The 24,484-nt window shown below is 58.1% G+C and carries 22 protein-coding genes; 9 read left to right on the top strand and 13 right to left on the bottom strand.

The window, feature by feature from the left end; translation table 11 throughout:
- Positions 1-17 precede the first annotated feature (17 nt).
- Positions 18-932: a tRNA glutamyl-Q(34) synthetase GluQRS gene (gene gluQRS, locus M0G74_RS01725; protein ID WP_248213661.1), complete on the bottom strand. Its 915-nt coding sequence runs from the start codon at positions 930-932 to the stop codon at positions 18-20.
- 87 nt (positions 933-1,019) lie between these two features.
- On the bottom strand, positions 1,020-1,457 hold the full coding sequence (dksA, locus tag M0G74_RS01720) for an RNA polymerase-binding protein DksA (protein WP_160154873.1): 438 nt from the start codon (positions 1,455-1,457) through the stop codon (positions 1,020-1,022).
- Between the two features lie 291 nt (positions 1,458-1,748).
- On the opposite strand from dksA, the gene sfsA reads away from it, so the two are divergent.
- Positions 1,749-2,471 carry a DNA/RNA nuclease SfsA gene (sfsA, locus tag M0G74_RS01715; RefSeq protein WP_248213659.1) on the top strand — a complete coding sequence of 241 codons (723 nt, stop codon included), beginning with the start codon at positions 1,749-1,751 and terminating at the stop codon, positions 2,469-2,471.
- On the opposite strand, the gene M0G74_RS01710 is transcribed toward sfsA, so the two are convergent.
- The 4 genes from M0G74_RS01710 to M0G74_RS01695 form a co-directional block, all read right to left on the bottom strand.
- The gene (locus M0G74_RS01710; protein ID WP_160152747.1) at positions 2,472-2,816 is read right to left on the bottom strand and encodes a Rieske (2Fe-2S) protein; all 345 of its coding nucleotides are present in this window, start codon (positions 2,814-2,816) and stop codon (positions 2,472-2,474) included.
- 84 nt (positions 2,817-2,900) lie between these two features.
- Positions 2,901-4,001, bottom strand: coding sequence for a trypsin-like peptidase domain-containing protein (locus M0G74_RS01705; RefSeq protein ID WP_248213657.1), 1,101 nt, complete (start codon positions 3,999-4,001; stop codon positions 2,901-2,903).
- Between the two features lie 80 nt (positions 4,002-4,081).
- The gene (htpX, locus tag M0G74_RS01700) at positions 4,082-4,969 is read right to left on the bottom strand and encodes a protease HtpX (RefSeq protein ID WP_160152749.1); all 888 of its coding nucleotides are present in this window, start codon (positions 4,967-4,969) and stop codon (positions 4,082-4,084) included.
- A gap of 347 nt (positions 4,970-5,316) precedes the next feature.
- Positions 5,317-5,601: a TfoX/Sxy family protein gene (locus M0G74_RS01695; protein WP_160152750.1), complete on the bottom strand. Its 285-nt coding sequence runs from the start codon at positions 5,599-5,601 to the stop codon at positions 5,317-5,319.
- Positions 5,602-6,011: 410 nt separating this feature from the next.
- On the opposite strand from M0G74_RS01695, the gene M0G74_RS01690 reads away from it, so the two are divergent.
- From M0G74_RS01690 to M0G74_RS01680, 3 genes are all read left to right on the top strand, one after another.
- A complete protein-coding gene (locus tag M0G74_RS01690) occupies positions 6,012-6,740 on the top strand; it encodes a M15 family metallopeptidase (protein ID WP_248213656.1) in 729 nt (242 codons plus the stop codon).
- 8 nt (positions 6,741-6,748) lie between these two features.
- Complete coding sequence (cysE, locus tag M0G74_RS01685) at positions 6,749-7,666, top strand: serine O-acetyltransferase (RefSeq protein WP_248213655.1); 918 nt, start codon at positions 6,749-6,751, stop codon at positions 7,664-7,666.
- A gap of 74 nt (positions 7,667-7,740) precedes the next feature.
- Positions 7,741-8,316 carry a hypothetical protein gene (locus M0G74_RS01680; protein WP_248213654.1) on the top strand — a complete coding sequence of 192 codons (576 nt, stop codon included), beginning with the start codon at positions 7,741-7,743 and terminating at the stop codon, positions 8,314-8,316.
- 75 nt (positions 8,317-8,391) lie between these two features.
- Here M0G74_RS01680 and M0G74_RS01675 read toward each other — a convergent pair whose 3' ends face one another.
- The gene (locus tag M0G74_RS01675; protein WP_248213653.1) at positions 8,392-11,442 is read right to left on the bottom strand and encodes a TonB-dependent receptor; all 3,051 of its coding nucleotides are present in this window, start codon (positions 11,440-11,442) and stop codon (positions 8,392-8,394) included.
- Between the two features lie 240 nt (positions 11,443-11,682).
- Between M0G74_RS01675 and M0G74_RS01670 the strand changes: the two genes are divergently transcribed.
- Positions 11,683-12,261 carry an RNA polymerase sigma factor gene (locus tag M0G74_RS01670; protein ID WP_248213652.1) on the top strand — a complete coding sequence of 193 codons (579 nt, stop codon included), beginning with the start codon at positions 11,683-11,685 and terminating at the stop codon, positions 12,259-12,261.
- A complete protein-coding gene (locus tag M0G74_RS01665; protein ID WP_248213651.1) occupies positions 12,258-13,262 on the top strand; it encodes a FecR domain-containing protein in 1,005 nt (334 codons plus the stop codon). The genes M0G74_RS01670 and M0G74_RS01665 overlap by 4 nt, the downstream gene beginning before the upstream one ends.
- 18 nt (positions 13,263-13,280) lie before the next feature.
- On the opposite strand, the gene M0G74_RS01660 is transcribed toward M0G74_RS01665, so the two are convergent.
- The 5 genes from M0G74_RS01660 to ppa all read right to left on the bottom strand — a co-directional run bounded on the left by M0G74_RS01660 (position 13,281) and on the right by ppa (position 18,582).
- Entirely contained in the window at positions 13,281-13,703 is a 423-nt protein-coding gene (locus M0G74_RS01660; protein WP_248213650.1) for a GNAT family N-acetyltransferase, read from the bottom strand.
- Between the two features lie 30 nt (positions 13,704-13,733).
- Positions 13,734-14,366 (bottom strand): DNA-3-methyladenine glycosylase I, encoded by a 633-nt coding sequence (locus M0G74_RS01655; RefSeq protein ID WP_248213649.1) that lies wholly within the window; start codon positions 14,364-14,366, stop codon positions 13,734-13,736.
- A 112-nt stretch (positions 14,367-14,478) separates the two neighbouring features.
- On the bottom strand, positions 14,479-15,024 hold the full coding sequence (locus M0G74_RS01650; RefSeq protein WP_248213648.1) for a hypothetical protein: 546 nt from the start codon (positions 15,022-15,024) through the stop codon (positions 14,479-14,481).
- Between the two features lie 213 nt (positions 15,025-15,237).
- A complete protein-coding gene (locus tag M0G74_RS01645) occupies positions 15,238-17,835 on the bottom strand; it encodes a TonB-dependent receptor (RefSeq protein WP_248213647.1) in 2,598 nt (865 codons plus the stop codon).
- Between the two features lie 210 nt (positions 17,836-18,045).
- Entirely contained in the window at positions 18,046-18,582 is a 537-nt protein-coding gene (gene ppa, locus M0G74_RS01640) for an inorganic diphosphatase (protein ID WP_160152760.1), read from the bottom strand.
- A gap of 227 nt (positions 18,583-18,809) precedes the next feature.
- Between ppa and M0G74_RS01635 the strand changes: the two genes are divergently transcribed.
- The 3 genes from M0G74_RS01635 to M0G74_RS01625 all read left to right on the top strand — a co-directional run bounded on the left by M0G74_RS01635 (position 18,810) and on the right by M0G74_RS01625 (position 22,908).
- On the top strand, positions 18,810-20,270 hold the full coding sequence (locus M0G74_RS01635; protein ID WP_248213646.1) for a glutamine synthetase: 1,461 nt from the start codon (positions 18,810-18,812) through the stop codon (positions 20,268-20,270).
- 62 nt (positions 20,271-20,332) lie between these two features.
- The gene (locus M0G74_RS01630; RefSeq protein WP_248213645.1) at positions 20,333-21,730 is read left to right on the top strand and encodes an aldehyde dehydrogenase family protein; all 1,398 of its coding nucleotides are present in this window, start codon (positions 20,333-20,335) and stop codon (positions 21,728-21,730) included.
- An 8-nt stretch (positions 21,731-21,738) separates the two neighbouring features.
- Positions 21,739-22,908, top strand: coding sequence for an iron-containing alcohol dehydrogenase (locus tag M0G74_RS01625; RefSeq protein ID WP_248213644.1), 1,170 nt, complete (start codon positions 21,739-21,741; stop codon positions 22,906-22,908).
- 51 nt (positions 22,909-22,959) lie between these two features.
- Here M0G74_RS01625 and M0G74_RS01620 read toward each other — a convergent pair whose 3' ends face one another.
- The gene (locus M0G74_RS01620) at positions 22,960-24,456 is read right to left on the bottom strand and encodes a M20 family peptidase (protein ID WP_248213643.1); all 1,497 of its coding nucleotides are present in this window, start codon (positions 24,454-24,456) and stop codon (positions 22,960-22,962) included.
- Positions 24,457-24,484 lie beyond the last annotated feature (28 nt).

The raw sequence follows: 24,484 nt of genomic DNA, 5'->3' as shown, positions 1-24,484 counted from the left end.
CTCTGCATCAGTCCGCACTACTGGTCGAGCAGGCGATTCCGGCGATCCACGGCTTTCCGCTGCCAGTGCGCGCAGGCCCAGGACAGGATCTGCGCGGGGGACTCCGCTGCGAGATCCGGTGGCGCCTGCATTCCGAGAAAGCCCAGCGCTGTGACGAGATTGCCGGGCGCTAAGTGATCATCCAGTGCCGCGGCGTGATTCTGTTTGCTCAGCTTTTGACCACCGGTATTCATGACCAGAGGTAAATGGCCGAACTGTGGCGGCTCGGCGCCGAGCGCGCGAAATAACTGGCGTTGGATTCCCGTGCAATCCAGCAGGTCGGCACCGCGTACCACGCAATTTATCCCCTGGGCGATATCGTCTACCACCACCGCCAGCTGGTAGGCGTAGAGGCCGTCCTTGCGTTTGAGGATCGGGTCCTCGTGAATGGCCTGGATCTGTTCGCCTTGCCAGATATCCGAAAAATGCTCGGTAGCGCCAGCGCAGTGAAAGCGCAGGGCGTAGTCACCCTGTTCACCCACACAGTTGTCTCTCTGGTGCCCGCCGGCTTTACGCACCTGTTCGCGGGTGCACGAGCAGGGGTAAACCAGGTCCTGGTCGCGCAATTGCTTCAGTGCCTGCTGGTACAAAGAGTGGCGGTGGCTCTGCCAGGCGATGGGGCCGTGGCTGTGCATGCCGTGGGCGCGGATGGATTTCAGGATGCGCTCTGCGGCGCCGGGCATTTCCCTGGGGGGATCGAGGTCTTCCATGCGCACCAGCCAGTGGCCGCCGTGGGCAATCGCATCCAGATAGCTGCCGAGGGCACATACCAGGGAGCCGAAATGTAACGGGCCAGTGGGCGAGGGGGCGAATCGGCCGGTGTAGGCACTGGTAAGTCCACTGCCAGAGGGCTGCTTGTCTGAAGCTGGCGATGGCGCGGTTGGGCTAGTCAAAACAGGAGGGGAATTGGTCACTGAAGGCAGATGCCGGGCGGCCTGATCACGAGTGCCGCCCGGTTGGGTCTGAATCCGTACAGCGGATCAGCCGGAAATCTGCTTTTCCTTGATCTCTGCCAGGGTTTTGCAGTCAACGCAAAGGGTGGCAGTGGGGCGTGCTTCCAGGCGACGAATGCCGATTTCCACGCCGCAGGCTTCACAGAAACCGTAATCGTCTTGATCGATCAGCTCCAGGGTAGAGTCGATCTTCTTGATCAGCTTGCGCTCGCGATCGCGGGTGCGCAGCTCCAGGCTGAATTCTTCTTCCTGGCTGGCGCGGTCGGCCGGATCGGGGAAATTCGCAGCTTCATCTTTCATGTGAGAAACGGTGCGATCCACTTCTGCCATGAGCTCGCCTTTCCAGGCCAGCAGCAGATTGCGGAAATGCTCCTGCTGCTTCTCATTCATGTACTCCTCGCCCTTCTGTTCCTGATAGGGCTCGAAGCCGTGCAGAGAATCGGATTTCGCAGCAGTATTGGGCATAGTCATTGCCTCTCTCGTAAAACGGGCCCTGTTTTATAGGGGCTCTACAACCAAATTCAAGCCTAGCAGGCACAAAGCCTTACGGACGCAGGCTGTATCCTCTGGCCGCCTTCGCGACCAAGGCGAGGAAACTATCAAATCTCTCTGGTCTGCGCCACAAAATGTTGCCCTGAGGGCGGTGCCAGCGATGATCCTCCGGAAAAGTGGGGAGCCGATGGTGTATTCTAGCGGCCGTTTTTTCTACAGGTTGGCGTGCAGTCCGTCCTTTACTGACTTTTTTGCAGGTTTTTCGTGAAGCTAGATCCTCCCCTGTCTCAGGGAAATCTTTTGCGCCGCTACAAACGCTTTCTTGCGGATGTCGAACTTTCCACTGGTGAAATTATAACCATCCATTGCCCGAACACCGGTTCGATGAGGAACTGCTGGGGGGAAAATACGCCATGCTGGTTTTCTGACTCGGGCAACCCCAAGCGCAAATATCGCCATACCCTGGAAATCACCACTACCCCGGAAGGGGCTTTGGCCGGGGTAAATACTGGTCGTGCCAATCACCTGGTGGAAGAGGCAATTCGCGACGGCGTGGTGGCCGAGTTACAGGGTTATGAGACCCTGCGCCGGGAGGTGAAATACGGAGAAGAAAACAGCCGTATCGATTTCCTGCTGAGCGGAGCGGCCGGCGACTGCTATGTGGAGGTGAAAAATGTCACCCTCGCGCAAGAGGCGCAAGGTACGCGGGGGTTGTTTCCGGATGCCGTCAGCAGCCGCGGTGCCAAGCACCTGCGCGAGCTGCAAAAACTGGCGGAGGCCGGCGTGCGCGCGGTGTTGTTTTACTGTGTGCAGCACTCGCAGATTGAGACAGTGGAAGCGGCCGTGGATATCGACCCCGCCTATGCCGCAGCGCTGGCCGAAGCCGTGGCTGCGGGAGTGGAAGTACTCGCCTACCGCGCGGTGTTGGGTGCCGATGAAATCCGCCTGACGGAAGCCGTACCTTACCGGCCCGTGGCGGCGGCCTGATCAGTCCGCCAGTATCACGTAGAGCCCATCCTGGGCGTATTCCACTGGTACTGGCGTGAGTGCATCGCCGGCACAGGGGCCGGCAATGCATTCGCCGGTACTGATCTCGAACAGGGCGCCGTGGGAGGCACATTGGATCAGGGCCTTTTCTGAATCCAGAAACTGGTTGGGTTGCCACTCGAGATTGATGCCCCGGTGCGGGCAGATGTTTTTATAGGCGAATACCTCGCCGTCTTTTTTTACCGCAAAGACATTATCCAGGCCGGCGCTGTTGTCGCCCAGGGAAAAGCCCTTGGAGTCGCCTTCGTTGAGATCTTCGTAGCGGCAGAGAAAATGTTTTTGCATCTTGTTGTATAAATTTTGTGGGTGTTCGGACAGTGAATTGGTTGCCCTAAAGTTTTACGGGGCCGGGTTTCAGGGCGCCAGGTTTCAGGGCGCGGCGAGTGTAATCGACGTCTGCAGTGCTTTGCCATCGCGCAGGTAGTCCAGGCGCACCTGATCCCCGGGGCGGTGGTTTTCCAGTGCATTCATCAGGTCGTCGTAATTACTGATGGGGCTGCCATCCAGCCCGACAATCACATCCCCCAGTTGCCAGCCACCGCGACTGCCCCGGTAAACGCCGCGCAGGCCGGCTTTTTCGGCGGGCATGCCCGGCGCGGTGCGCAGTACCGCAACCCCTTCAAAGTCGTAGCGACTCGCCCACTGATCCGGGGCGGATTCAATACCCAGAATTGGCCGCACCAGACGACCGTGGGCGATCAGCTCGGGGACAATTTTTTTCACCGTATCCACCGGAATCGCAAAACCGATCCCGACACTGGCCCCGCTGGGGCTGTAGATGGCGGTGTTGACGCCGATCAGGCGACCGCTGGAATCCAGCAGCGGGCCGCCGGAATTGCCGGGGTTAATCGCCGCATCGGTCTGGATGACATTGCGGATGGTGCGGTTGCCAGCTGCGTCAATTTCGCGGCCCAGGGCACTGACCACACCGGTGGTGAGAGTGGTGTCGAGACCGAAAGGGTTGCCGATGGCCAGCACCTTGCGCCCCACTGCCAGGGTGGCGGAATTGCCCGCGGCCAGCGGCTTGAGCAATTCCCGCGGGGCGTCGATTTTGAGCACTGCCAGGTCTTTTTCCGGCGCCGTGCCCACCAGCTCCGCCGACCACTCGCTGCGGTCCTGCAGGGTGATGGTGATCTTGCGCGCCTCTTCGATCACGTGGAAGTTGGTGACCACGTGCCCCTGCTCATCCCAGATAAAACCACTGCCGGCCCCTTTGGGTACCGTGTGCAGGCGCAGGGTCCAGCGGTCCCGCACCAGGGTTTCATTGGTGACGTACACCACCGATGGGCTGGCAAAGTTGAACACCTGCATGGTGTTTTGCTCGTCATCGGTCGAAAACTGGGGAATAGGGGAGTTGGCGCTGGCGTTCAGGGGGGTACCCAGCAGGGGAAACAGCACCGAGAACAACAACACCGAGAACAACAACGTCAGCGGAAAGGTAAGCTTGCGGGAATTTCTTATTGGATTCATGGCATTGGACATAGTTGCAGTCAGCGATGATGGGGCCGCCGGTCATTCACCCAAACCGGCAGGCCCATGACGGGATTCAGTTAACGCGCAGAATTTTGCAACGCCAGAATCCGATCCTCAAGTGGCGGGTGACTGGCGAGTAGAGCAGCCATGCTGTTGCCGTAAATACCAAAGGCCTTCATGTTGGCGGGCAGCGGTTGCTCGCGGCCGGACTCGGATTCGGCCTTGATGCGTGCCAGGGCGGCGATCATGGCATTGGGGCTGGCGAGGTGGGCACCGGCGGCATCCGCCCGATATTCACGGCGGCGACTGAACCAGGCCACCACCATCATGGCGACGACGCCGAACACCATATCCATGATGATGGAGGTGATGTAGTAGCCGATCCCCAGGCCCTGCTCGTTGCGCAGCAGCACCCGGTCGACAAAGAAGCCCACGATACGCGCAAAGAACATCACAAATGTATTTACCACGCCCTGAATCAGGGTCAGGGTGACCATGTCACCGTTGGCGACGTGGCCGATCTCGTGGCCGATCACCGCGCGCGCTTCGTCGCGATTGAAACGCTCCAGCAGGCCGGCACTGACGGCCACCAGGGCGCTGTTGCGGTTCCAGCCAGTGGCGAAGGCGTTGGCCTGGGGCATAGGGAAAATCCCCACATCCGGCATACCAATTCCGGCTTTCTGGGACAGCTCGCGCACGGTTTCCACCAGCCAGCGTTCATCGGCTGTCTGTGGCTGGTCGATGACCTGGGTGCGGGTGGACATACGGGCAATGGTCTTGGACATTAGCAGTGAAATCAGCGCACCGCCAAAGCCAAAAACCGCACACATGACCAGCAGGCCGGGCAGGTTCAGATTGACGCCATTCGCATCCAGAATGCCCTGGATACCCAGCAGGTTAAATATGACGCCAACCAGCAGCATGACGGCCAGGTTGGTTAGCAGGAAAAGCCCTATTCGTAGCATCAGCTTTCTCCGAAAGCAGTTGGAATAAAACGGTTGGTCCGGTTCATGACCTGACGGTTGGACAGAGGAACTCTGGCGAGTTTCAGGAGGCCATGAGCAATCCTCTCTGGCCTGCTGTTCAAGCCGTGGTTATCGGGAATTTGATAAGGTCGCAATGCCCCAATTACAAGTCTTACGGTACCGGCAAACGGCAAAATTTTACGCGCTGCGCGCGTCGTCTCGGGGCTGTGGGCCCCGATCGCCGGGTAAGGCTCTGGGTAAGGTTTCTGGGTACGGTTACTGGCTAAGGTTACTGGGTGATATTGCCGGGGTATGGATATTCAGGCAGTGGTGGTGAGCGCGAAGGTTTACGCGCTGTCTTTGCGGGAAAGCAGTTGCTCGGCTTCACTGACCAGGTTGGCCTTGAGGTCGGGATCGAGGTCGTTCCAGTGAATATCGAGAAGGGCGCCCTGCAGGGCGTACAGAAGAACGCGGGAGGCATTGATGCCGCGGCGGCGGATACTGGCGAATGCCTCGACCGGACCCACGCGGTGCAAATCGTCCAGCGTGCGAATACCGATGGAATGCAAAATGTTGACGGAGGCGAGCCCCAGGTTTTTCAGTTGCAACAACTCTGATTGACTAGGGTGCATAACATTCATTCCCTGAACAGTTAAGACGCTCATTCTTCGGTATATCGCCAGCAGCACTTTCACTGTGCTTCGTGTACGACGGAATTTTTGCGATCTACCAACCCTGCTTCCTGAGATCATCGGAAGCACTTTTAACCTGACTCGAGCCCGATGCTGAATGCAACGGGCGTCCAACATAGCACAAAAAAATAAAAGGCCAAACCGTGATAGCGGTCCAAGAAAGGTGCAAATAAAAATGCTTCTTTTTTACCGCATGTGTAACTTTCGGCTTGGTCCGGGTCCCTGTTATCCGGTGGTACCTTTGTGCTATTAAGTCACATCTGCAGCAAAAGCCTAGTCTGCATTGGAGAAGTTTGCAGTAAGGTTGTTTCGTCGCAAGGCGCTGTTTTTTGTCCAGAGGTTTACTTTTGATGAATCCCCATCTGCGCAATATGTTGTTTGGTCTCAATGACGCGCACGTCATAGTCGAGCCCGTGTCGGGGCAGCTGATGCACCCGGAGGCGCTGATTGCCTTTGACCAGTTGCGTCGGGATGCACAGGAAGCGGGTTTTTCCCCAAAGGTGGTTTCCGGGTTCCGGGATTTCGAGCGCCAGCGCGCTATCTGGAACGCCAAGGCGCAGGGATTGCGGCCCCTGCTGGACAGCGACGGGTGCGCACTCGACGTGGCGCAATTGTCGCCAGAGGAGATTGCATTCGCTATATTGCGCTGGTCGGCACTGCCCGGTGGTTCACGGCACCACTGGGGCACAGATTTCGACGTGATCGATGCGGCTGCCGTACCAGAAGATTACCGCGTACAGCTGACACCGGACGAGGTGTGCGATGCGGGAGTATTCGGCCCATTCCACTGCTGGCTGGATGAGCGTATCGCCAGCGGCAACAGTTATGGATTATTTCGTCCCTATGCTGAAGATCGTGGTGGGGTAGCGCCGGAGCGCTGGCACCTGAGCTATGCGCCACGAGCGATGGAATTCCAGCAGTTGCTGTCGGCGGAGGTACTGCGTGAGCAGTTGGAACTTTGCCAGTTGGACGGCGAACTGGCGCTGGCGGATACCATTTGTGCGCAGATGGATACAATTTATCCACGCTTTGTGTGGGTTCCGGAAGCGGCCTACCCCAGTAACATCAGCCGCCTTTAACCGTGCCAATGATTGATTCGCCTGAGCAAGGACAAACCCCGGGGATTGATGCCATCAACGTCAGTGAATTGAAACACCGTGATATCTGGTCCGCCATGCGCGCGGAAGCGGCAGCAGCGGCCTCCGGGGAACCGGTGCTGGCCAGTTATTTCCACAATACGGTTCTGCGCCACCGCACACTGGATAAAGCACTGGCTTACCAGCTGGCCTCGGTGCTGGATCACGCGGCGCTTACCGCAACGGCATTGCAGGAAGTGATCGCCGCGGCACTGGCGGATGAGCCAGCGATCTCGCGCTGTATGCAGGCGGACATTTGCGCCTGGTTTGACCGCGATCCGGCCTGCGATCAATACCTGACTCCGTTCCTGTATTTCAAAGGCTTTCACGCCTTGCAGTCACACCGTATTGCCCACTGGCTGTGGCGCAAGGGGCGCCACACCCTGGCCCTGTATTTCCAGAGTCAGGTATCCGAGCAGTTCGCGGTGGATATACACCCGGCGGCCAGGTTCGGCTGCGGCATTATGATCGACCACGCCACCGGTCTTGTGGTGGGGGAGACCACGGTGGTGGAAGACGATGTTTCCATTCTGCACTCGGTCACCCTGGGGGGCAGTGGCAGTGGCGGCGGTGATCGCCACCCCAAAATCGGGCGCGGTGTGATGATCGGTGCCGGTGCCAAGGTCCTGGGACCTGTGTGTATCGGCGAAGGGGTTAAAATTGCCGCGGGCAGCCTGGTGCTGAGGGATGTGCCGGCTCACGCGACCGTTGCTGGCGTGCCGGCGCGCATTGTCGCCGGTTGCGCGCGCGACAAGTCTGCAGCGGTGCCGGCATACACCATGGATCAGACCCTGGACCAGCCCCAGGAGCAGTCTCCAGAACAGTCTTCGGAGCAGGCCCCGGATCAGACACTGGATTCCGAAGACTGAATCCGTTTGAATATTCCCCTGGAAAATAACACGCCGGTTACGGCGGACCATCTATCGAGATCGAGGTGCCTTCCATGTCCGAGCCCACTTACAGCGTCATTTTTCGCGGTGATCTGCAGCCCGGTTATACCCTTGGTGATGTGAAAGCCAACTTTGCCCGCTTGTTCAAGGCCGGCCCGGAGATGGTCGAGAAGCTTTTCAGTGGCAGGCCACTGGCGATCAAAAAAGGCCTGGGTAAATCCCAGGCCGAACAGCTGCAGGCAACACTGCATAAGCTGGGCGCACAGTCGTTGATCAAGCCGGAAGTGGATTCCCCGCAACCGGTAGCGGCCCCCAGAGCGGCAGAGGAAGTACCCCCAGCACCGCAAAGTGCGGCGGTGGAGCCGGAGGCAGCACCGGAGGCGGCGGGTGATTCCGCCGGTGCGGGATTCACATTGGCGCCGATGGAGGGTTATTTGCTGAAAGAGCACGAGCGGACGGCAGTAGAGCCAGTGCAGGTTCCGGTCAGCCACCTGAGCCTCAAGCCGGCGCAGGGTAACCTGGTTGAGGCGGCGGAGCGCCCGCCAGAAGCGGTGGCACAGGTCACTGTGCCAGATTGGACGCTGGGTTCACCGGGCGGTGGTAAAGCGAATTTTACATTGCCCGATTGACTGTACCCGGTTGACTGTACCCGATTGAGTAATCGATTGACGTTGCGGCCGGCGTTTCCGTACCTGATTCAGTGATCAGAATGCCAGTTTCACTCCCACCGCAAAACGGCGTCCATTTTCATAAATTCCCTGGGGAATACCGCTGGCACTGTGGATCCGGATGACCTCATTCGTCAGGTTGATGGCTTCCAGAGAGAGTGCCAGTGTCGGCGACCAGCGCCACTGGCCTGTCGCATCCCACTGCTGATAGGCGGCGGTCTCGCTCTGGGAGCCGGCAATGATTTCCCCATAAGAGCGCGAGCGATAGTTGTAACTCAGGCGCGCTTCCCATTGCGCTCTTTCCAAATACAGTGATGCATTGAACTGGCTGCGGGAATTTCCCGGTAATTCCAGCTTTCGACTGCCGTCCTCCGATGGCACGCTGGCATCGGTATAGGTGTAATTGCTGAGTATTCCCCACCCCTGGCTAAATCCCTGTTGCCATTGAAGCTCCAGTCCGCGAATGGTCGCGCCCGGACCATTCTGCGGCCGCGTAATGTAATGCTGCTCGCCGTCGATCCACTCCGGTGCGACGTGGGGGTAAACAAAGGTTGAAATATCCTTGTAGAAAGCCGTCGCGGAAACCAGCGAAGCATCGGCAAAATACCACTCGATCCCAAGGTCCAACTGATCCGCGCGGTAGGGTTCAAGCTTGGGATTGCCCGCGGAACCGTAGCCACTGGTCGGATCCACAATGATATTGGGGGTGAGGTCCTGGAAATTGGGCCGGGCCATCACCTGGGCGATGCCGAGGCGGCCGAGCAGGTTGCCGCTCCAGTGATATTGCAGGTTGAGGGTCGGCAGCCAGTCCCGGTACTGGTTTTGCTCATGGCGCAGTTGCTCCGGATCATAGGCGCTGGCCTGCTGCCGGGTAGCCACCGCGCGCAGGCCCGCGTTGCCTTCCCAGTCTCCGGCCCCAAAATCCAGGCTCGCGTAGGTCGCCAGGCTCTGTTCGCGAATGCGGAAGAAGGCACTGCGATCGTACTGGTACTGCATGGCACCGTTCTGTAAGCCCGGATTGATCACCGCCCGCAGCAGTGCGGTATCGGCCAGCGCGTAGCGCACCAGGGTGCCACTGTTCGCACTTTGTCCACTGAGTGTGGGACTGAGGCCGCGACTGACCTGGTCCAGGCCGGTGAACTGCAGTGTCTGCCAGATATCCGCGTCGCGATCGATTTCGCCCACCGTGAGGTTGTTCTCCACCCGATGGTCGCGATATTTCAGCCCCCATTGCGCGCGTGTGAGCCAGCCGTTTTCGACGTCGTAACCCAGATCCCACTGGCCGTAGTACTCGCGGCTTTCCATTGCCCGTATCCAGTCCCGTGACAGTGGCGACAGCTGCTCCAGTGCTGCGGGATCCTCCGGATCCAGGTCGAGGTACTCGGTTGCAATGTGATCCCGCTCGAGGTGAAAGGCGACGCGGCTGTTGCCGGTGAAACGGTACAGGCGGTCGTGGCTGGTGCCGCCGCGGGCACTGGTGTGGCCAAATTGCATGTGGCTGTCCCAGGTATCGCCGCTGTAGTGGATGTCGATATCGTCAACCTGGGTATCGATGTACGCCTGGCGCTGGATGCTATCGAGCACGGCGCCGGTGCTGTCGGCGTTGCCTAGGGTGCCGCCTGAAAGCATCTTGTGGCCATCGTCGCTGGTCAGGAATTGCGGACGGCTTACGATGACTGGAGGTGTTTCACTCAACTTGTACCCGCCGGGTGAAAACAGAAAGTTGTGGTTGCTGTTTTCGATATCCATCTGTGAACGCACCAGATTTAACACGGCGTCCCACTGCGCGTTCGGGTTCCACTGCAGGGTAATATTGCCTGTGGTGTGATGGCGTTGCTGCTGCAGTAGCGCCGAGCCCCCGCCCCACACTGCGTACACATCCTCGGTGACATTGCCCTGTTCATCGGTGATGGTGTAGAGGTTGTTGTCGGCAAAGGTTTCCAGGCCGTCGCGGCGACTGTCCCGTTGCTGCCAGTTGAGCGAGGCCAGTACGCCAAGGGTTTGTGTCGTATTTTTCCAGCTGCCCAATGCCGAGCCCTGGGGCGCCCAGCGCTCCGCCAGCGCGCTGTATTGTTGTCCCACCGCCAGGTGCAGTTCCCGGTTATCCATCTCCAGGGGTTTGCGCGTGCGCACGATTACGGTACCGCCGATGCTGCCTTCGTCCAGGTCGGCGCGGGGTGTTTTGTGTACCTCCAGCGACTGCACCAGCTGTGACGCCAGGGTGGCGTAATTGAAGCCGCGACTGAGATTGTCATTGGCCCACCAGTAGGCGGAGGCCACATGCTGGCCATTCAGCAGGGTGCGGTTGATATCTTTATCGGTACCGCGGATATTCACATCCCGTCCCTCTCCCCAGATACGATCCACCGATACACCGGCAATCCGCTGCAGTGCGTCGGCCACGTTGTGGTCGGGGAACTTGCCAATATCCTCCGCGGTGGTGATCTCCACCAGGTTGTCACTGGCCTGTTTGATGGCCAGGCTTCGGCGTAAACTAGTGCGCACGCCGGTAACATAGGTTTCTTCCAGTGGGCGTGGTCGACGGATATCTTGCGGGTGCGAAGGTGTTTCCTGTTCGGCGGTGGCGGTCACCGGCGTAACCACAGGCGCGATCACGACCGTGCGATTGCTGCCGAGTTGCGCTTCAAGCCGGGTATTCTCTAGCAGTTTTGCCAGCGCTGCCTGCGGGGTCAGGTCACCGCGGACGTCCACGGAGATCTGTTCCGGTAACTGGTCCCGCCGGTAAAACAATTGAAGCTGCGCCTGCTCGGCGTAGAGTGTCAGCGCCTTGGGCAAAGGCTGCGGGGGAATGGCAAAAGGAAGGCGCTCCCGTTCAAACCAGCTTTGCTGTTGCGTGGTTGCGGGGAAAGTGGTTGCTGGGAAAATTGCTGAAGGGGATGTTGCTGCTGAGGAAGTTGTTGCCGGAACCTCGGTTAGCTGAAGCGCGATGGACGGATTTTTGGTGAGTGCCAGCGCCGCCGGTGTGGCACCGGCGGATATTGCTAGAACGAACGCCCGGAATAACGCGGAGGGTGGCACCGCAAGTCTTGCGTGCCGGCGTTGGGCGGGAACCTTTTTTTCCTTCATTATTATCGTTTGGCTGAGCGGGGCTATGGCGTAATGAGACCGAAACCGCAGATTCGCCAAAATACCCGATAATCGTCAAAGCCCGCAAGGGAGCTGGTCGCAGCCCCCATAAATTGGGAGGCCAGAAAAAAGTTTCATAAAACTGTCGGGTTTTCCCGCTGGTCGGCGTTTGCAGTGGTATGAGTCAACGTTTGCAAAAAATAAACACACCAGGCGGCTGTTGCGCGAAAGGAGGGGCCTGTGATTAGTTTCAAGTCCCGGCCCGCTCTGCGTCTGGTGCCTGCGGGATCAGCATCGGTAAATGATGACGGTCGCAGCGCATTTATCGAGGCACTTTACAGTGAACACTGTGTAGCACTTGGTCACCATGTTGCCCGAATGTTGCCGGGGGGGCGCCCGGAGGCGGAAGTCATACTGCAGGAAACTTATATCAAATTGCTGCGCCTGGAGAACCTGCAGCCTTTGCAGGAAAACCCCCGGGCCTACCTGTTCACCATTGCCACCAATCTGGTGCGCGACAGTCTGCGCCGCCACCTGCGGCGCAAGACCGAGCAGCACGACAGTTTTGAAGAGCGGGAGCACGCATCCCGCGAACCTTGCCCACTGCACAGTGCGGAGTGGCAACAGAGCCTGCAGCAACTGAAGCAGTCGTTGCTCAAGTTGAAACCCCTCACCCGCAAGGTTTTCCTGTTGAGCCGATTTGAAGAAATGACCTATCCGGAAGTCGCCGCGGCCCTGTCGATCAGTACCCGCAGCGTGGAGCGGCATATGAGCAGTGCCCTGAAGCACCTGCAGCAAGAGTTGAATGAGTTGTTATGAACCCGAAGCGCGAATTAGACAAGAGTATCCGGGCGCAGGCGGCAGACTGGTTGGCGCGACAGCAGAGTGGCGCCATGAGTGCCACGGAATCCGATGCCCTGGAGCAGTGGTTGCAGGCGAACCCTTTGCATCGCCAGGCCTTTGCGCAGTGCCAGCAGTTGGCGCTGATGACGGACTTTCTGAAAGAGGATCCGGAGTTGAACGCGGGACTCCCGGAAATCCGCAAAGCTGTGCGCCGTCGCGCCCAGTCTCTTCGCGCCCCATATCAATGGCGCTGGTTGGGAGCGATTGCCGCGACGATCCTGGTGCTGGTGGCTGGGGTTATTGCGCGGGACTATTATGCGATCGACTATTACCAGACCGAGATCGGTGGTCAGCGTGTTGTGCACCTGGAGGACGGGTCCACCTTGATGCTGAACACCAATACCCGGGTAGGCGTGCGTTACCAGCGTAAGCAGCGCTCCCTGTTTCTTGAGCGCGGCGAAGCCTTTTTCATGGTGGCGAAAAATCCGGAGCGGCCCTTTGTGGTTGCTGTGCGCGGCTCAGAAGTGCGCGCCCTGGGAACCGCCTTCAACGTCGCGCTGCAGGCTGACCGGGTACAGGTGGGCGTTACCCAGGGAATCGTTGAGGTGAGGGCAGAAGATGCTACCGGTGAAACCCAACAGTTGGCAAAAATGTTGCCGGGGCAGGGTGTTCGTTATACCGCGACCAACCCACGGGACAGCAGTGGAGTTGTGCCGGTGAACCTCGATCAGGTCACTGCCTGGCAAACGCACCGGATTTATTTTGACAATGAACGTCTAGAGGACGCCATCGCTGAATACAACCGTTACACCACGCGCAAGATGGTACTGGTGGGGGATGCCCTGACCAATCAGCGTATCAGCGGCGTGTTCAATATTGGCGATGCGGACGGCCTGGCTTTTGCACTGGAGCAGGGGTTCGGAGCGCGTATCAATAAAACCGACCAGCGTATCCTGGTGCTTGAACCCCGACAGTAACCGCTGGGCTGCCTCGACTCACAAATCCGCGGTGGCAAAGTGGTGACTGGTGATGTCAAAGCCTTCGCGCAGATAAAACCGGTGCGCGGAGAAACGCTGTACGCCGCTATCCAGATGTAGCTGGCCGCAGCCGATCTCTTTTCCGTATTGTTTCAGCCACTGGATCAGTAATCTTCCCGCCCCTTTTGACCGGTGGGCTTCGCAAGTCACCAGGTCATCCACATAAATGTGTTTGCCCCAGGCCAGCTTTTCACTGACAACAAATCCGGCGACACAAAGCATGTGCTGATGTTCGGTGACCCCCGCCAGTAGGTAACCCAATGCCTGCTGCTTGTGGATTTGCGCCAAAATGCTTTCCAGGTCGTACTGTGGGCGCAACTGCAGCAGCACCTTTGCGGCGGCTTCCAGTTCGGCGTTGGTGGTCAGTAACTGGGCGAGCATATCGGGTCCCTTAGCTAGTGGTCGTTATGTCTAGCGGTCGTTGTGTCTGGCTATTGCATTCGGGCGCTTGAACGATTTTCTCGCCCGTTCTACCTCTTTGCGCGATTTACACTCTGCCAGGTGATCGTTGATCAGCCCCATGGCCTGCATAAACGCATACACGGTGGTGGGGCCTACAAATTTCCAGCCACGCTTTTTAAGGTCCTTTGACAGCGCTTTGGATACATCCGAGGTGGACATGCTCTGGGGCGCGCACTGCGCATCGGCGCCGGGCTCAAACTGCCAGATATAGGCGGCAATGGAGCCTTCCTCTTTTACCAGCACCTTGGCACAGCGGGCATTGTTGATGACGGCCTCGATTTTTCCACGGTGGCGAACAATGCCGGCGTCTTGTAGCAGACGCTCTACGTCCTGCTCTTCGAATCGGGCAATCTTGTTGAAGTCGAAGTTCTTGAAGGCTTTGCGAAAGTTTTCACGCTTGGCAAGAATGGTGCGCCAGCTGAGCCCGGACTGGAAACTTTCCAGGCACAGTTTTTCAAACAGACGGCGGTCGTCGTCGACGGGAAAACCCCATTCTTTATCGTGGTATTCAAAGAATTCCGGTGCGGCGGCACACCAGCCACAGCGGGGTTTTCCATCGGGTCCTTCAACGGTGTTTGGCATATTCAGGCTTCTCTTATGGTGAGAGCTGCAAGCAGCGAGCGCGAAAAAGGCGGAAACCCAATATACCCCTGACGATCAACTTATCCCAGCCTGAGATGGTACTGCGAGGGGATTACTCCCGGATTCTTATCCGGCACAAGTGGATGAATGCCAGCCAGATCAGCAATACGCCCAGTGTGCTCAGTAATAGCATGGTAAACATATGCTTACCCATATTGGCCGCAGCGAGATAGGTTACCTGGGCATTGGTGATCATGGGGTAAGACTGAATGGCTGCCAGGATCTGAATGTTTTCCAGTAGGTCGCACATGGCAATGGCAAACGGGAGCAGTGCCAGATATCGGAGCGGCGTGCGCACCTGGCCGCAGCTCTTGATCAGTTCAACCGTGAGTAATGCATAGGCGATGGAATAAACGAGGGGAAACAGTATGTCCAGGGTGGCTTCATTATAAAAATACAGGGTTCTGCCGTCGCTGCCGATCTGCTCAAGAAATCCGGTTACGCGCTCGAGGGTAAGCCTCATCTGAATATCCAGGGGGTCTGTATCGGTACTGATCATCGGGTAGATAACCAGAACGATCACTGCCTGCAGCGCGAAATTGAGCGCGAGAAACAGGCCGGCCTTGCTCCATGAGGCGTAGCGGAAAAGCCAATTCATTTGAAACATCCGTTGAATTGATAACGATTGATGATGGTCAACAATTTGCGCGTACCATACTTTGAGTGAACTTCTATGGGTATGGAATGCCGGTTTTCATTGGGAAAAATTGTTGAAGTGTGAGCCTGTTTTATCGAGGGGCGGGTAAATCACAAAAAAGGCGCCCATTGGGCGCCCTGCAAGGTGTGACAAGGTGATGCCAGGGAAAAGGTCCTAGAAGCTAAGTCGCGCCCCCAGGCTAAACCGGGGGCCATTTTCATAAAAGCCCACGGGAATGCCATCGGCGGTGCGCATGTAGATGATCTCGTTGGTAAGATTTACCGCGGTAAAGAACACATCCACATTGTCGTTGACCATCCAGTTGGCAGTGGCATCCCACTGGTCGTACTGATCGGTGACCAGTTGTGAGCCCGAGGTGAGGCCGCCGTAGGATTCCGAGCGCAGGTTGTAAGACAGCCGCAGGCTCAGGTAGTCGTTTTCGTAATAGGTGGAGGCATTGAACTGGTCGCGCGAGTTGCCTGGCAATTCCAGCTTGCTGCCCGGGACCTTGGCGTCGGTCCAGGTATAGTTGGCAAGTGCACCAAAGCCGCTGCCAAAGTCATGCTGAACCTGAAGCTCCAGCCCCTGAATATCCGCACCCTTGTCGGCGTTATAGGGCCGGGTCACATTGATACTCTGGCCGTCGATATCTTCAACCTGGGTGTCCTGGAATACAAAAGTGCTCAGGTCTTTATTGAAGTAGGTCGCGGCCAGCAGGCTGGCATCGCTGAAGTACCACTCGGCGCCGATCTCGAATTGATCCGCAAACATCGGGTCGAGCATCGGGTTGCCGGCGGTGGCGGTACCGCTGGTGGCATTGATGACAATATTGGAACTCAGGTTCTGGAAGGTCGGGCGCGCCATGGCGCGGGAGGCCGCTGCGCGCAGGATCAGTTCGTCAGACAGGTCATAGATCACGTTGACGCTGGGGAGCGCCTCGCGATAGCTACGGCCGACGGCACCGCGCTCGCCGTCGATGTAGGCGTGGGAGGTCTGGTCGGTTTCGACGATGCGCACACCGAAGTTACCGCGAAGCTGGCCACTTTCAAATTCGGCCTGGGCATAGGCGGCGGTGATATCTTCGTTGATCTTGTAGTAGGCACGCTGGTCTTCTGCGTAAGTCATCACACCTGCGTCCAGGATGCTGTCGATCTTCTGGCGAGCCAGGCCCACATCGAGGAATGCGTAGCGGGTGAGGGAGCCACTGGTGGCGCCTTCACCGTGTAATTTCGGGCTGGCGCCGTTAGAGACATCGGCCAGGGTAATCGCATTGAGTGCGGCAACCTGTTGCGCAATGTCCGGGTTGGATACATCCACGGAGCCGTTCTGGCGGTTGTTCTCGATGGTGTGATCGCGCAGTTTGAGGCCGGTTTTGATGGCAGTGACAAGTCCGAAGTCCACATCAAAACTGGCATCGGCCTGGAAGTAGCTTTCTTCGTCTTCCATGATGCGCACCCAGTCGCGCAGGTTGGCGGCATTCAGGTGCAGTGCGGTGCCATCCAGCGGGTCGATACCGGGGAAACTGAATTCATTGGTATTGGGGCCAAAGTTCAGGTCCTCGGCACCCATGCCTTCGAACCAGTAGTTGCGGTCCAGGGTGCTGCCGCCTTCGGCGGTGGTATTGCCGGCCTGCAGGTGCAGCTGCCAGCTGTCCCCTTCGTAGTCCGCGGAGAAGTCCAGCACATCGGATTCTACGAAGGACTCGCGCACAATGGGCTCGTCAGCGACGCCAATACTATCGGGATTTTCAATCACGCCGCCCACCAGTGCCTGGTTGCCGTCGCTGGTGGGAATAAATACCGGGTTGGTGACGACATCACTGTTGGGAATTTTGTAGCCGCCGGCCACAAACAGGTAATTCTGGTTGCTGTTGTCCATGTCCATATCAGAGGCAACGTAATTCATTGCCAGGTCCCAGCGATCGGAAGGGCGGAACTGCAGGGTGATGTTGCCGGTATCCCGCTGGCGGTCCTGTTGGAAAATGGCAGAACCGCCGCCCCAGGGTACATACACATTGTCGGTCACATTACCGTTCTGGTCGGTAACGCTATAGAGGTCGTTGGTGGGGAATACTTCCAGGCCATCGCGGCGCATGGTGCGCTGCTGGCTGATGAAGGAGGCCAGTACACCGAAGGTTTCTGCGTCGTTTTTCCAGCTGAGCAAGCCGGAAATCTGCGGGTCCCACTGGTCCGGCAGTTCGCTGTAAACACTCTCGGCGGAGAGGTTGACCGTCATCGGATCCAGATCCATCGGCTTGCGGGTGCGCACATTGACCATGCCGCCGATACTGCCCTCGTCATGGCGTGCTTCCGGGCTTTTGTACACTTCCAGTGCGGAAACCAGTTCGGACGCAAGAATGGAATAGTTGAAACCGCGGCTCGGATTGTCATTCGCCCACCAATAGGCCGACGCCACATTCTGGCCGTTCATCAGGGTGCGGTTGAGGGTACTGTCGGTACCGCGTACAAAAATGTCCCGGCCTTCACCCCAGATACGATCCACGGAAATACCCGGTACCCGCTGCAATGAGTCGGCGACATTTTTGTCCGGAAATTTGCCGATATCTTCGGAGCTGATCGCGTCCACGATGGAGGTGGCATCGCGCTTTACATCGAGAGATTGTTGCAGGGCGCCGCGGATGCCGGTGACCACCACTTCTTCGACGGTTTTATTTTCGCTGCCATCTTCCTGTGCCAGTGTCGCCAGGGGCAGAAGTGCGATAGCACTTGCGAGCAAAGATTTCTGAAATCTGTGAGCGCGGTTTTTTTGCATGGGTTTCTCCATTCTATTTTTATTGGTGTATGCATTTATTTTTGACAAAGCGCAGCCCGGATTCCGCGGGCTGTAATTGGGTAAACGCGCGCGATGGAGAATTCCCGACAGAAATGCAAAAGAATTTTGGGGATTAACGAGCAGGCACAAAAAAACCGGCACTAGGCCGGTTTTTCGAGATCTATTCAGATCTGCGGAGAGAAGTGGCGATCAGCCCTCTTCTTTCAGGTAGCGCTCGCGGGAAGCCATAACTTCTTTACGCGCGGCGTCAGCGTCGGCCCAGCCGTCTACTTTCACCCACTTGCCTGCTTCCAGGGCTTTGTAGTTTTCGAAGTAGTGCTCGATCTGCTTGATCAGCAGCTCCGGCAGGTCGCCGATTTCGTTAACGTGGTCGTACAGTTTGGTCAGCTTGGTGTGCGGTACTGCCAGCAGTTTGGCGTCTACACCGGATTCGTCGGTCATGTTCAGCACGCCGATCACGCGGGAGCGGATTACGGAGCCAACCATTACCGGGTAAGGGGCAACAACCAGCACGTCCAGGGGGTCACCGTCTTCGGACAGGGTCTGGGGCACGTAGCCGTAGTTGGCCGGGTAGAACATCGGGGTAGCAACGAAACGGTCTACGAATACCGCGTCTGCGTCCTTGTCGACTTCGTATTTGATCGGATCGTGGTTGGCCGGGATCTCGATGATTACGTTGATATCGTTGGGCAGGTCTTTACCTGGGGAAACCTTGTCGAAGCTCATTGCTGGTCCTGACTGTCTGTGATGAGGGTTGGTCGAAAATTTGGAGGCGGGATTATATACCCTGAGCGGGCGCTAACATAGCCGGCCGTGTGACTGCTCAATTCCTGATCGTTTTCGCCCTGCAGCGCCGGGTTTCCGCCGTTTGCCGCAGGATTGTCTATGCTGAGGGGCAGGATACCGCCCGGCATTCATGGACGAAGGGTTGGTCACAATAACGGAGCCCACCCATGGACGAATCCACCGAGCTGCCGCCATCCTCGCCAGTGGCGGACACTACCCCAGTAACCTCTTCCTCCTCACGTACGGAAACCGCGGCCCTCAGTCCGCGCCAGGTGCGCTCCGTGGCCGATGCCAAGCGTATTGTCGAGGCGCGGGGTCTTACCCATATCAAGGTGGGGCTCTTCGACAACGACGGGGTCATGCGTGGCAAATACATGAGCCGCGAGAAGTTCTTCTCCGCCCTCGACAAGGGCTTTGCCTTTTGCGATGTGGTACTGGGTTGGGATATCCAGGATCAGTTGTACGACAACGCCCACTATACCGGCTGGCATACGGGCTACCCGGACGCCCCGGTGCGCATCCTGCCCCACACCTGCCGCGAGGTGCCGTTTGAGGACGGCATGCTGCTGTTTCTGGCGGAATTCGAAGGCGCGGCCGAAGCGGTGTGCCCGCGGGCGCTGTTGCGCAGGGTGATTCAGCGCTGTGAGCAGGCCGGTTTTACACCCTATGCGGCGCTGGAATACGAGTTCTTTGTGTTCGACGAGACCCCCGATACCGCCCGTGCCAAGGGTTACCGGGATCTCAAGCCGTTTACTCCCGGCTGGTTCGGTTACTCCATGATCCGCAACTCGGTACACGCGGACCTCTACCACGAGATTCTCGCACTGGCGGAACGGATGGATTTCCCCATCGAGGGTTTGCATACGGAGACGGGCCCCGGGGTACTGGAGGCGGCGATCACCGTCGACAACGCAGAAGCCGCGGCGGACAAGGCCGCACTGTTCAAAACCTTTATCAAGGTGCTGGCGGAGCGCCGCGGGCTGATGGCCACTTTTATGGCCAAGTGGTCCAACGAGTATCCCGGGCAGAGCGGGCATATCCATCTTTCCCTGCGCAACCGGAACGACGATACCTCGGCGTTTTATGCCGAGGGCGAGCCCCACTCCATGAGCGCAACCCAGCGGCATTTTCTCGCCGGGCAGCAGCGGCTGATGCCGGAACTGCTGTGCATGGTTGCGCCCACCATCAACAGCTACCGGCGCATGATCCCCGGCTTCTGGGCGCCCACCGATGCCACCTGGGGCGTGGAGAACCGCACCGCCGCATTGCGGGTGATTCCCGGTGGCGACAAATCCCAGCGTCAGGAATACCGCCTGGGTGCGGCGGATGCCAATCCCTACCTGGCGCTGGCAGTGGCGCTTGGCTCTGGTCTTTATGGGGTGGAACAGGGGTGGGCGCCGGGTAAGGCGGTGGAGGGCAATGCCTACGAAGATCAGCACCCTGAAGAACTGGCGCTGCCGAGGACGCTGTGGGATGCCGCGCAAAGACTCAAACAGTCAGAGGCCGCGCGGGACCTGTTTGGCGATGCCTTTGTGGACCATTTTGCCGCGAGTCGCGAGTGGGAAGAGCGGGAGTTCCGCAAGCATATCGGTGACTGGGAGCTACAGCGCTACTTTGAAATTATCTGATGACGATGGTTGATTACCGAACCTGAATAACGACTGCGACATTCTCTGAAGCCAAAACGTTTATGCAAAAACTCCAGTGCATTTCCCCGATCGATAATAGTGTGTATGTCGAGCGCCCGCTGGCCACGGAATATGAAATCCAGAATGCGCTGAGCCGTGCCGAGGGCGCCCAGCCTGGCTGGAAACAGGTACCCGTTGCCGAGCGCGCGGTGCTGGTACGTGCGGCGGTTAAACACCTGCAACAAAGAAAAGCACAACTGGCGGACGAAATCTGCTGGCAGATGGGCCGCCCCATGCAATTCGCCGGAGGTGAAATCGACGGCCTTGCCGAGCGCGCACTGACCATGGCGGATTTGGCCGAGGCCATCGGCGGCCCGCTGAGCGATATTCCATTGCCGGAAAAGCCGGGCTTCAAGCGCTTTATCCGCCGTGAGCCACTGGGTACCAGTTTTGTCATCGCACCCTGGAACTACCCCTATCTCACCGCCATCAATGCGGTGGTGCCATCACTGTTGGCGGGAAACAGCGTAATCCTGAAACACTCGGCACAGACGCCACTTTGTGCCGAGCGCTTGGTGGAGGCGTTTACGGAAGTGGGATTACCCCCGGGGATTTTCCAGTACCTGCACCTGGATCACCGCGATGCGGAACAGGTAATTATCAATGGCGGCGTGCAACATGTGGCCTTTACCGGCTCCGTGGGTGGTGGGGCCGCCGTGGAAACGGCGGCGGCGGGGCGCTTTCTTTCCGTCGGACTTGAACTGGGTGGCAAAGACCCCGCGTATGTGCGCGCCGACGCCGACCTGGAATATGCGGTGGCCTCGGTGGTCGATGGGGCCTTCTTCAATTCCGGCCAGTCCTGCTGCGGAATCGAACGCTTGTATGTGCACCAGACTTTGTTTGCTGAATTTGTGCAGCGGGCTGCGGCGCTGATCCGTAAATACCGTCTTGGTCGCCCGAACGATGAAAGCACCACCCTCGGCCCACTGGTGCGAGCCAGTGCCGCGGACTTTGTACGCGATCAGATCGACGAGGCGGTTGCGCAGGGGGCACAGGCGCATATCGACGGCGGCGACTTCGAACTGGATCAGCGCGGTAGTGCTTATATGGCGCCACAGCTGCTCACCGGCGTCGATCACACCATGCGGGTCATGAACGAGGAATCCTTCGGTCCGGTGCTGGGGGTGATGCCGGTAGCAGACGATGCCGAAGCACTGGCACTCATGAATGACAGCGAATACGGCCTCACTGCTGCCATCTACTCGGCGGATGTGGAGACGGCGCTGGCGCTGGGAGACCAGTTGCGTACCGGCACTGTGTTCTTGAATCGCTGTGATTACCTGGACCCCGCGCTGGCGTGGACCGGTGTCAAAAATTCCGGTCGCGGTTGCACCCTGTCAGGCATCGGATTCGAACATCTGACCCGCCCGAAATCCTTTCACTTCAAACTCAAACCCTAATTGCCACCATGTCGAAAAGCCGGTTCTTCATCAACTGGAATTATCCCACCGCCATGCGAGTAGGCCCCGGTCGCGTGCGCGAACTGCCACAACTTTGCCGGGAAATGGGCATGGCAACCCCCATGCTGGTCACCGACCCGGGACTGGTGGCACTGCCGATGGTACAGGCGGTGGTGGAAAACTGTCTGGTGGCCGGTGTGCCGCTCACGGTGTTCAGCGACATTAAAGGCAATCCCACCGGCAACAATGTGAGTGACGGTGTTGCGGTATTCAAGGCGCATGGCTGCGATGGCGTGATTGCGTTTGGAGGTGGCTCGGCGCTGGACGCGGGTAAAGCCATCGCACTGATGGTGGGGCAGACCCATCCCATCTGGGAGTTTGAGGATGTGGGAGACAATTACCTGAAGGTAAACACCCACGGCATGATGCCGGTGATTGCCGTCCCCACCACGGCCGGCACCGGCTCGGAAGTCGGGCGTTCGTCGGTCATTACTGACGAAAACGCCAAGCTTAAAAAAATCATTTTTCATCCGCGCATGCTGCCGGAAATCGTGCTGCTGGACCCGGAGTTGACCATAGGGCTGCCAGCGCCTATTACGGCGGCGACGGGTATGGATGCGCTGTCGCACAATCTGGAGGCCTTTTGTGCAACTCATTTTCACCCCATGGCGGAAGGCATTGCACTGGAGGCCATGCGCCTGATTAATATTTACCTGCCGCGCGCGGTAGCCGACGGCAATGATCTGGAAGCGCGCATGCAGATGCTGGTGGCCTCCAGCATGGGGGCCACGGCATTTCAGCGCGGGCTCGGCGCCATGCACGCACTGGCGCATCCGCTTGGTGCCCTCTATGACAAACACCACGGACTGCTGAACGCGATATTGATGCCCTACGTACTGAGTGCCAACCGCTCGGCGATTGAAGAACCCATGAGCCGGCTGTCGCGTTATCTGGCGCTACCCACAGCAGGTTTTGCCGGTGTACTGGACTGGGTGTTGTTCCTTCGACGGGACTTTGGTATCCCGCATACCCTGGCAGAAATCGGCATTGGCGAGGAGGACGCGGACCAGATCGCACAGATGGCCGCGGTGGATCCTTCTGCACCAAGCAATCCGTTGTCATTTGACGCTGATAGTTACCGCGGAATTTTTCTGAATGCCTGCCGTGGGAATTTGTGACGTGAAGCGCGCTGCCCGGCCGCAACGCGCATCGTCGGTCGCGATACTGCGTTATTGCGGGTGTAAATTCGCGTTGCGAATCAGGGCCTGATAAAAACCCGTTGCCTTCACCATATTGTCGATACTGATGCGCTCATTGGTGCCGTGGAATCCGTGCACATCCTCGCGGCTCACCAGCATGGGGTTAAAGCGATAGTTATTGTCGGCAATTTCCTGGTAGCGATGGCTGTCAGTGCCGGCAATGGTCAATCCTGGTGCTGTGATTACCGAGCCGAACACTTCTTGTGTGGTATCGGCCACCAGGCGAAATCCCTGTGCCTCATCGTTGGATACTTTGGACGCGGAATCACCGCGGCGAACCACAACCTTGATACGTTCATCGTCGATAACAGATTCGATATGCGCAAGCACATCGTCAACGCTGTCCCGCGGGTGCAGGCGGAAGTTCACGGTAGCGGTGGCCTCGATCGGTAAAACATTTTCCTTTACGCTCGCCGAGAGCATGGTGGCGGCAGTGGTAGTGCGCAGCATGGCAGCGGTTGAGGCCTGTTGTTCCAATGCGGACTCAATGACCGGGGCGAATAGCCACTGGTTGGCGAACATCAGGCGTTTTTCAAACGACATATGGCGGGCGGCGGCCTCGAACAGCTTTTTGCTAAGCCCCTCTAGTCCGCCGGGCAGCGGGTTCTGGTTCAATCGCACTAAAGCGCCTGCGAGTATATCCACCGCGGTTTCTGCCGGAGGCATGGACGAGTGTCCGCCCTTGCCTGGTGCGACGAGTTTGACGGTGAGATAACCTTTTTCTGCCACATTGATACTGGCGATTGGGGGTTCTACGCCGGGAATAAACCCATGCAGCAGGAATGAACCTTCGTCCAGGCTCCAGTCCAACTGTGTTCCGTTGTTTTTCAGCGTTTCCACAATCGCGGCAGTACCGCCATTCCCCCCGGTTTCCTCGTCACTGGTAAGGCTGATATATACGGTCCTTTCCGGTTGGTAGCCTTGTTTTAACAGACTGGTGGCCGCCTCCATGAGGGCAATGGCCGCACCTTTGTCATCGAGCGTGCCGCGACCCCAGATGTGGGTATCGTCCACCACACCGGCGTAGGGGGGGTGTTGCCAATCGTCTTCTGTACCGGGAATGACTGGCACCACGTCGTAGTGCGCGGACATCAAAATTGGTGGTAACTCCGAATTTTTACCCGGCCAGGTATACAGCAGCGAAAATTCCTGCCCCTCTTTTTTACCCAGTTTTTTCGGAGGCATGGCCGTATGTACTTCCGGATAAGTGGCTGCCAGCCAGTCGATAAAGTCTCTATATTGCTGCTGGGTTTCACGCTGGTTCAATTGAACCGAGACGGTGCGAAACTGGATGGCCTGCGACAGGCGTCCGGCAATGGCGCGGCCATCGAGGTCCAATGGCTCCGGGGTAATATTTGCCAGGGGAGGGGCGGTAAAACTGAGTGTGCGGATAACGAGTACCACTACTAACAGTAACACCGCCATGCCAATACCAATCAGGCATCGGTTGATTAATTTATTTTGCATAGTCAATTTCATACTTCAGTGAAAAGCC

The organism is Microbulbifer sp. CAU 1566, assembly GCF_023156515.1.
Taxonomy (GTDB): domain Bacteria; phylum Pseudomonadota; class Gammaproteobacteria; order Pseudomonadales; family Cellvibrionaceae; genus Microbulbifer.
Note: the sequence above shows the minus strand (reverse complement) of the source record. Positions and strands in the feature narration are given on the sequence as shown.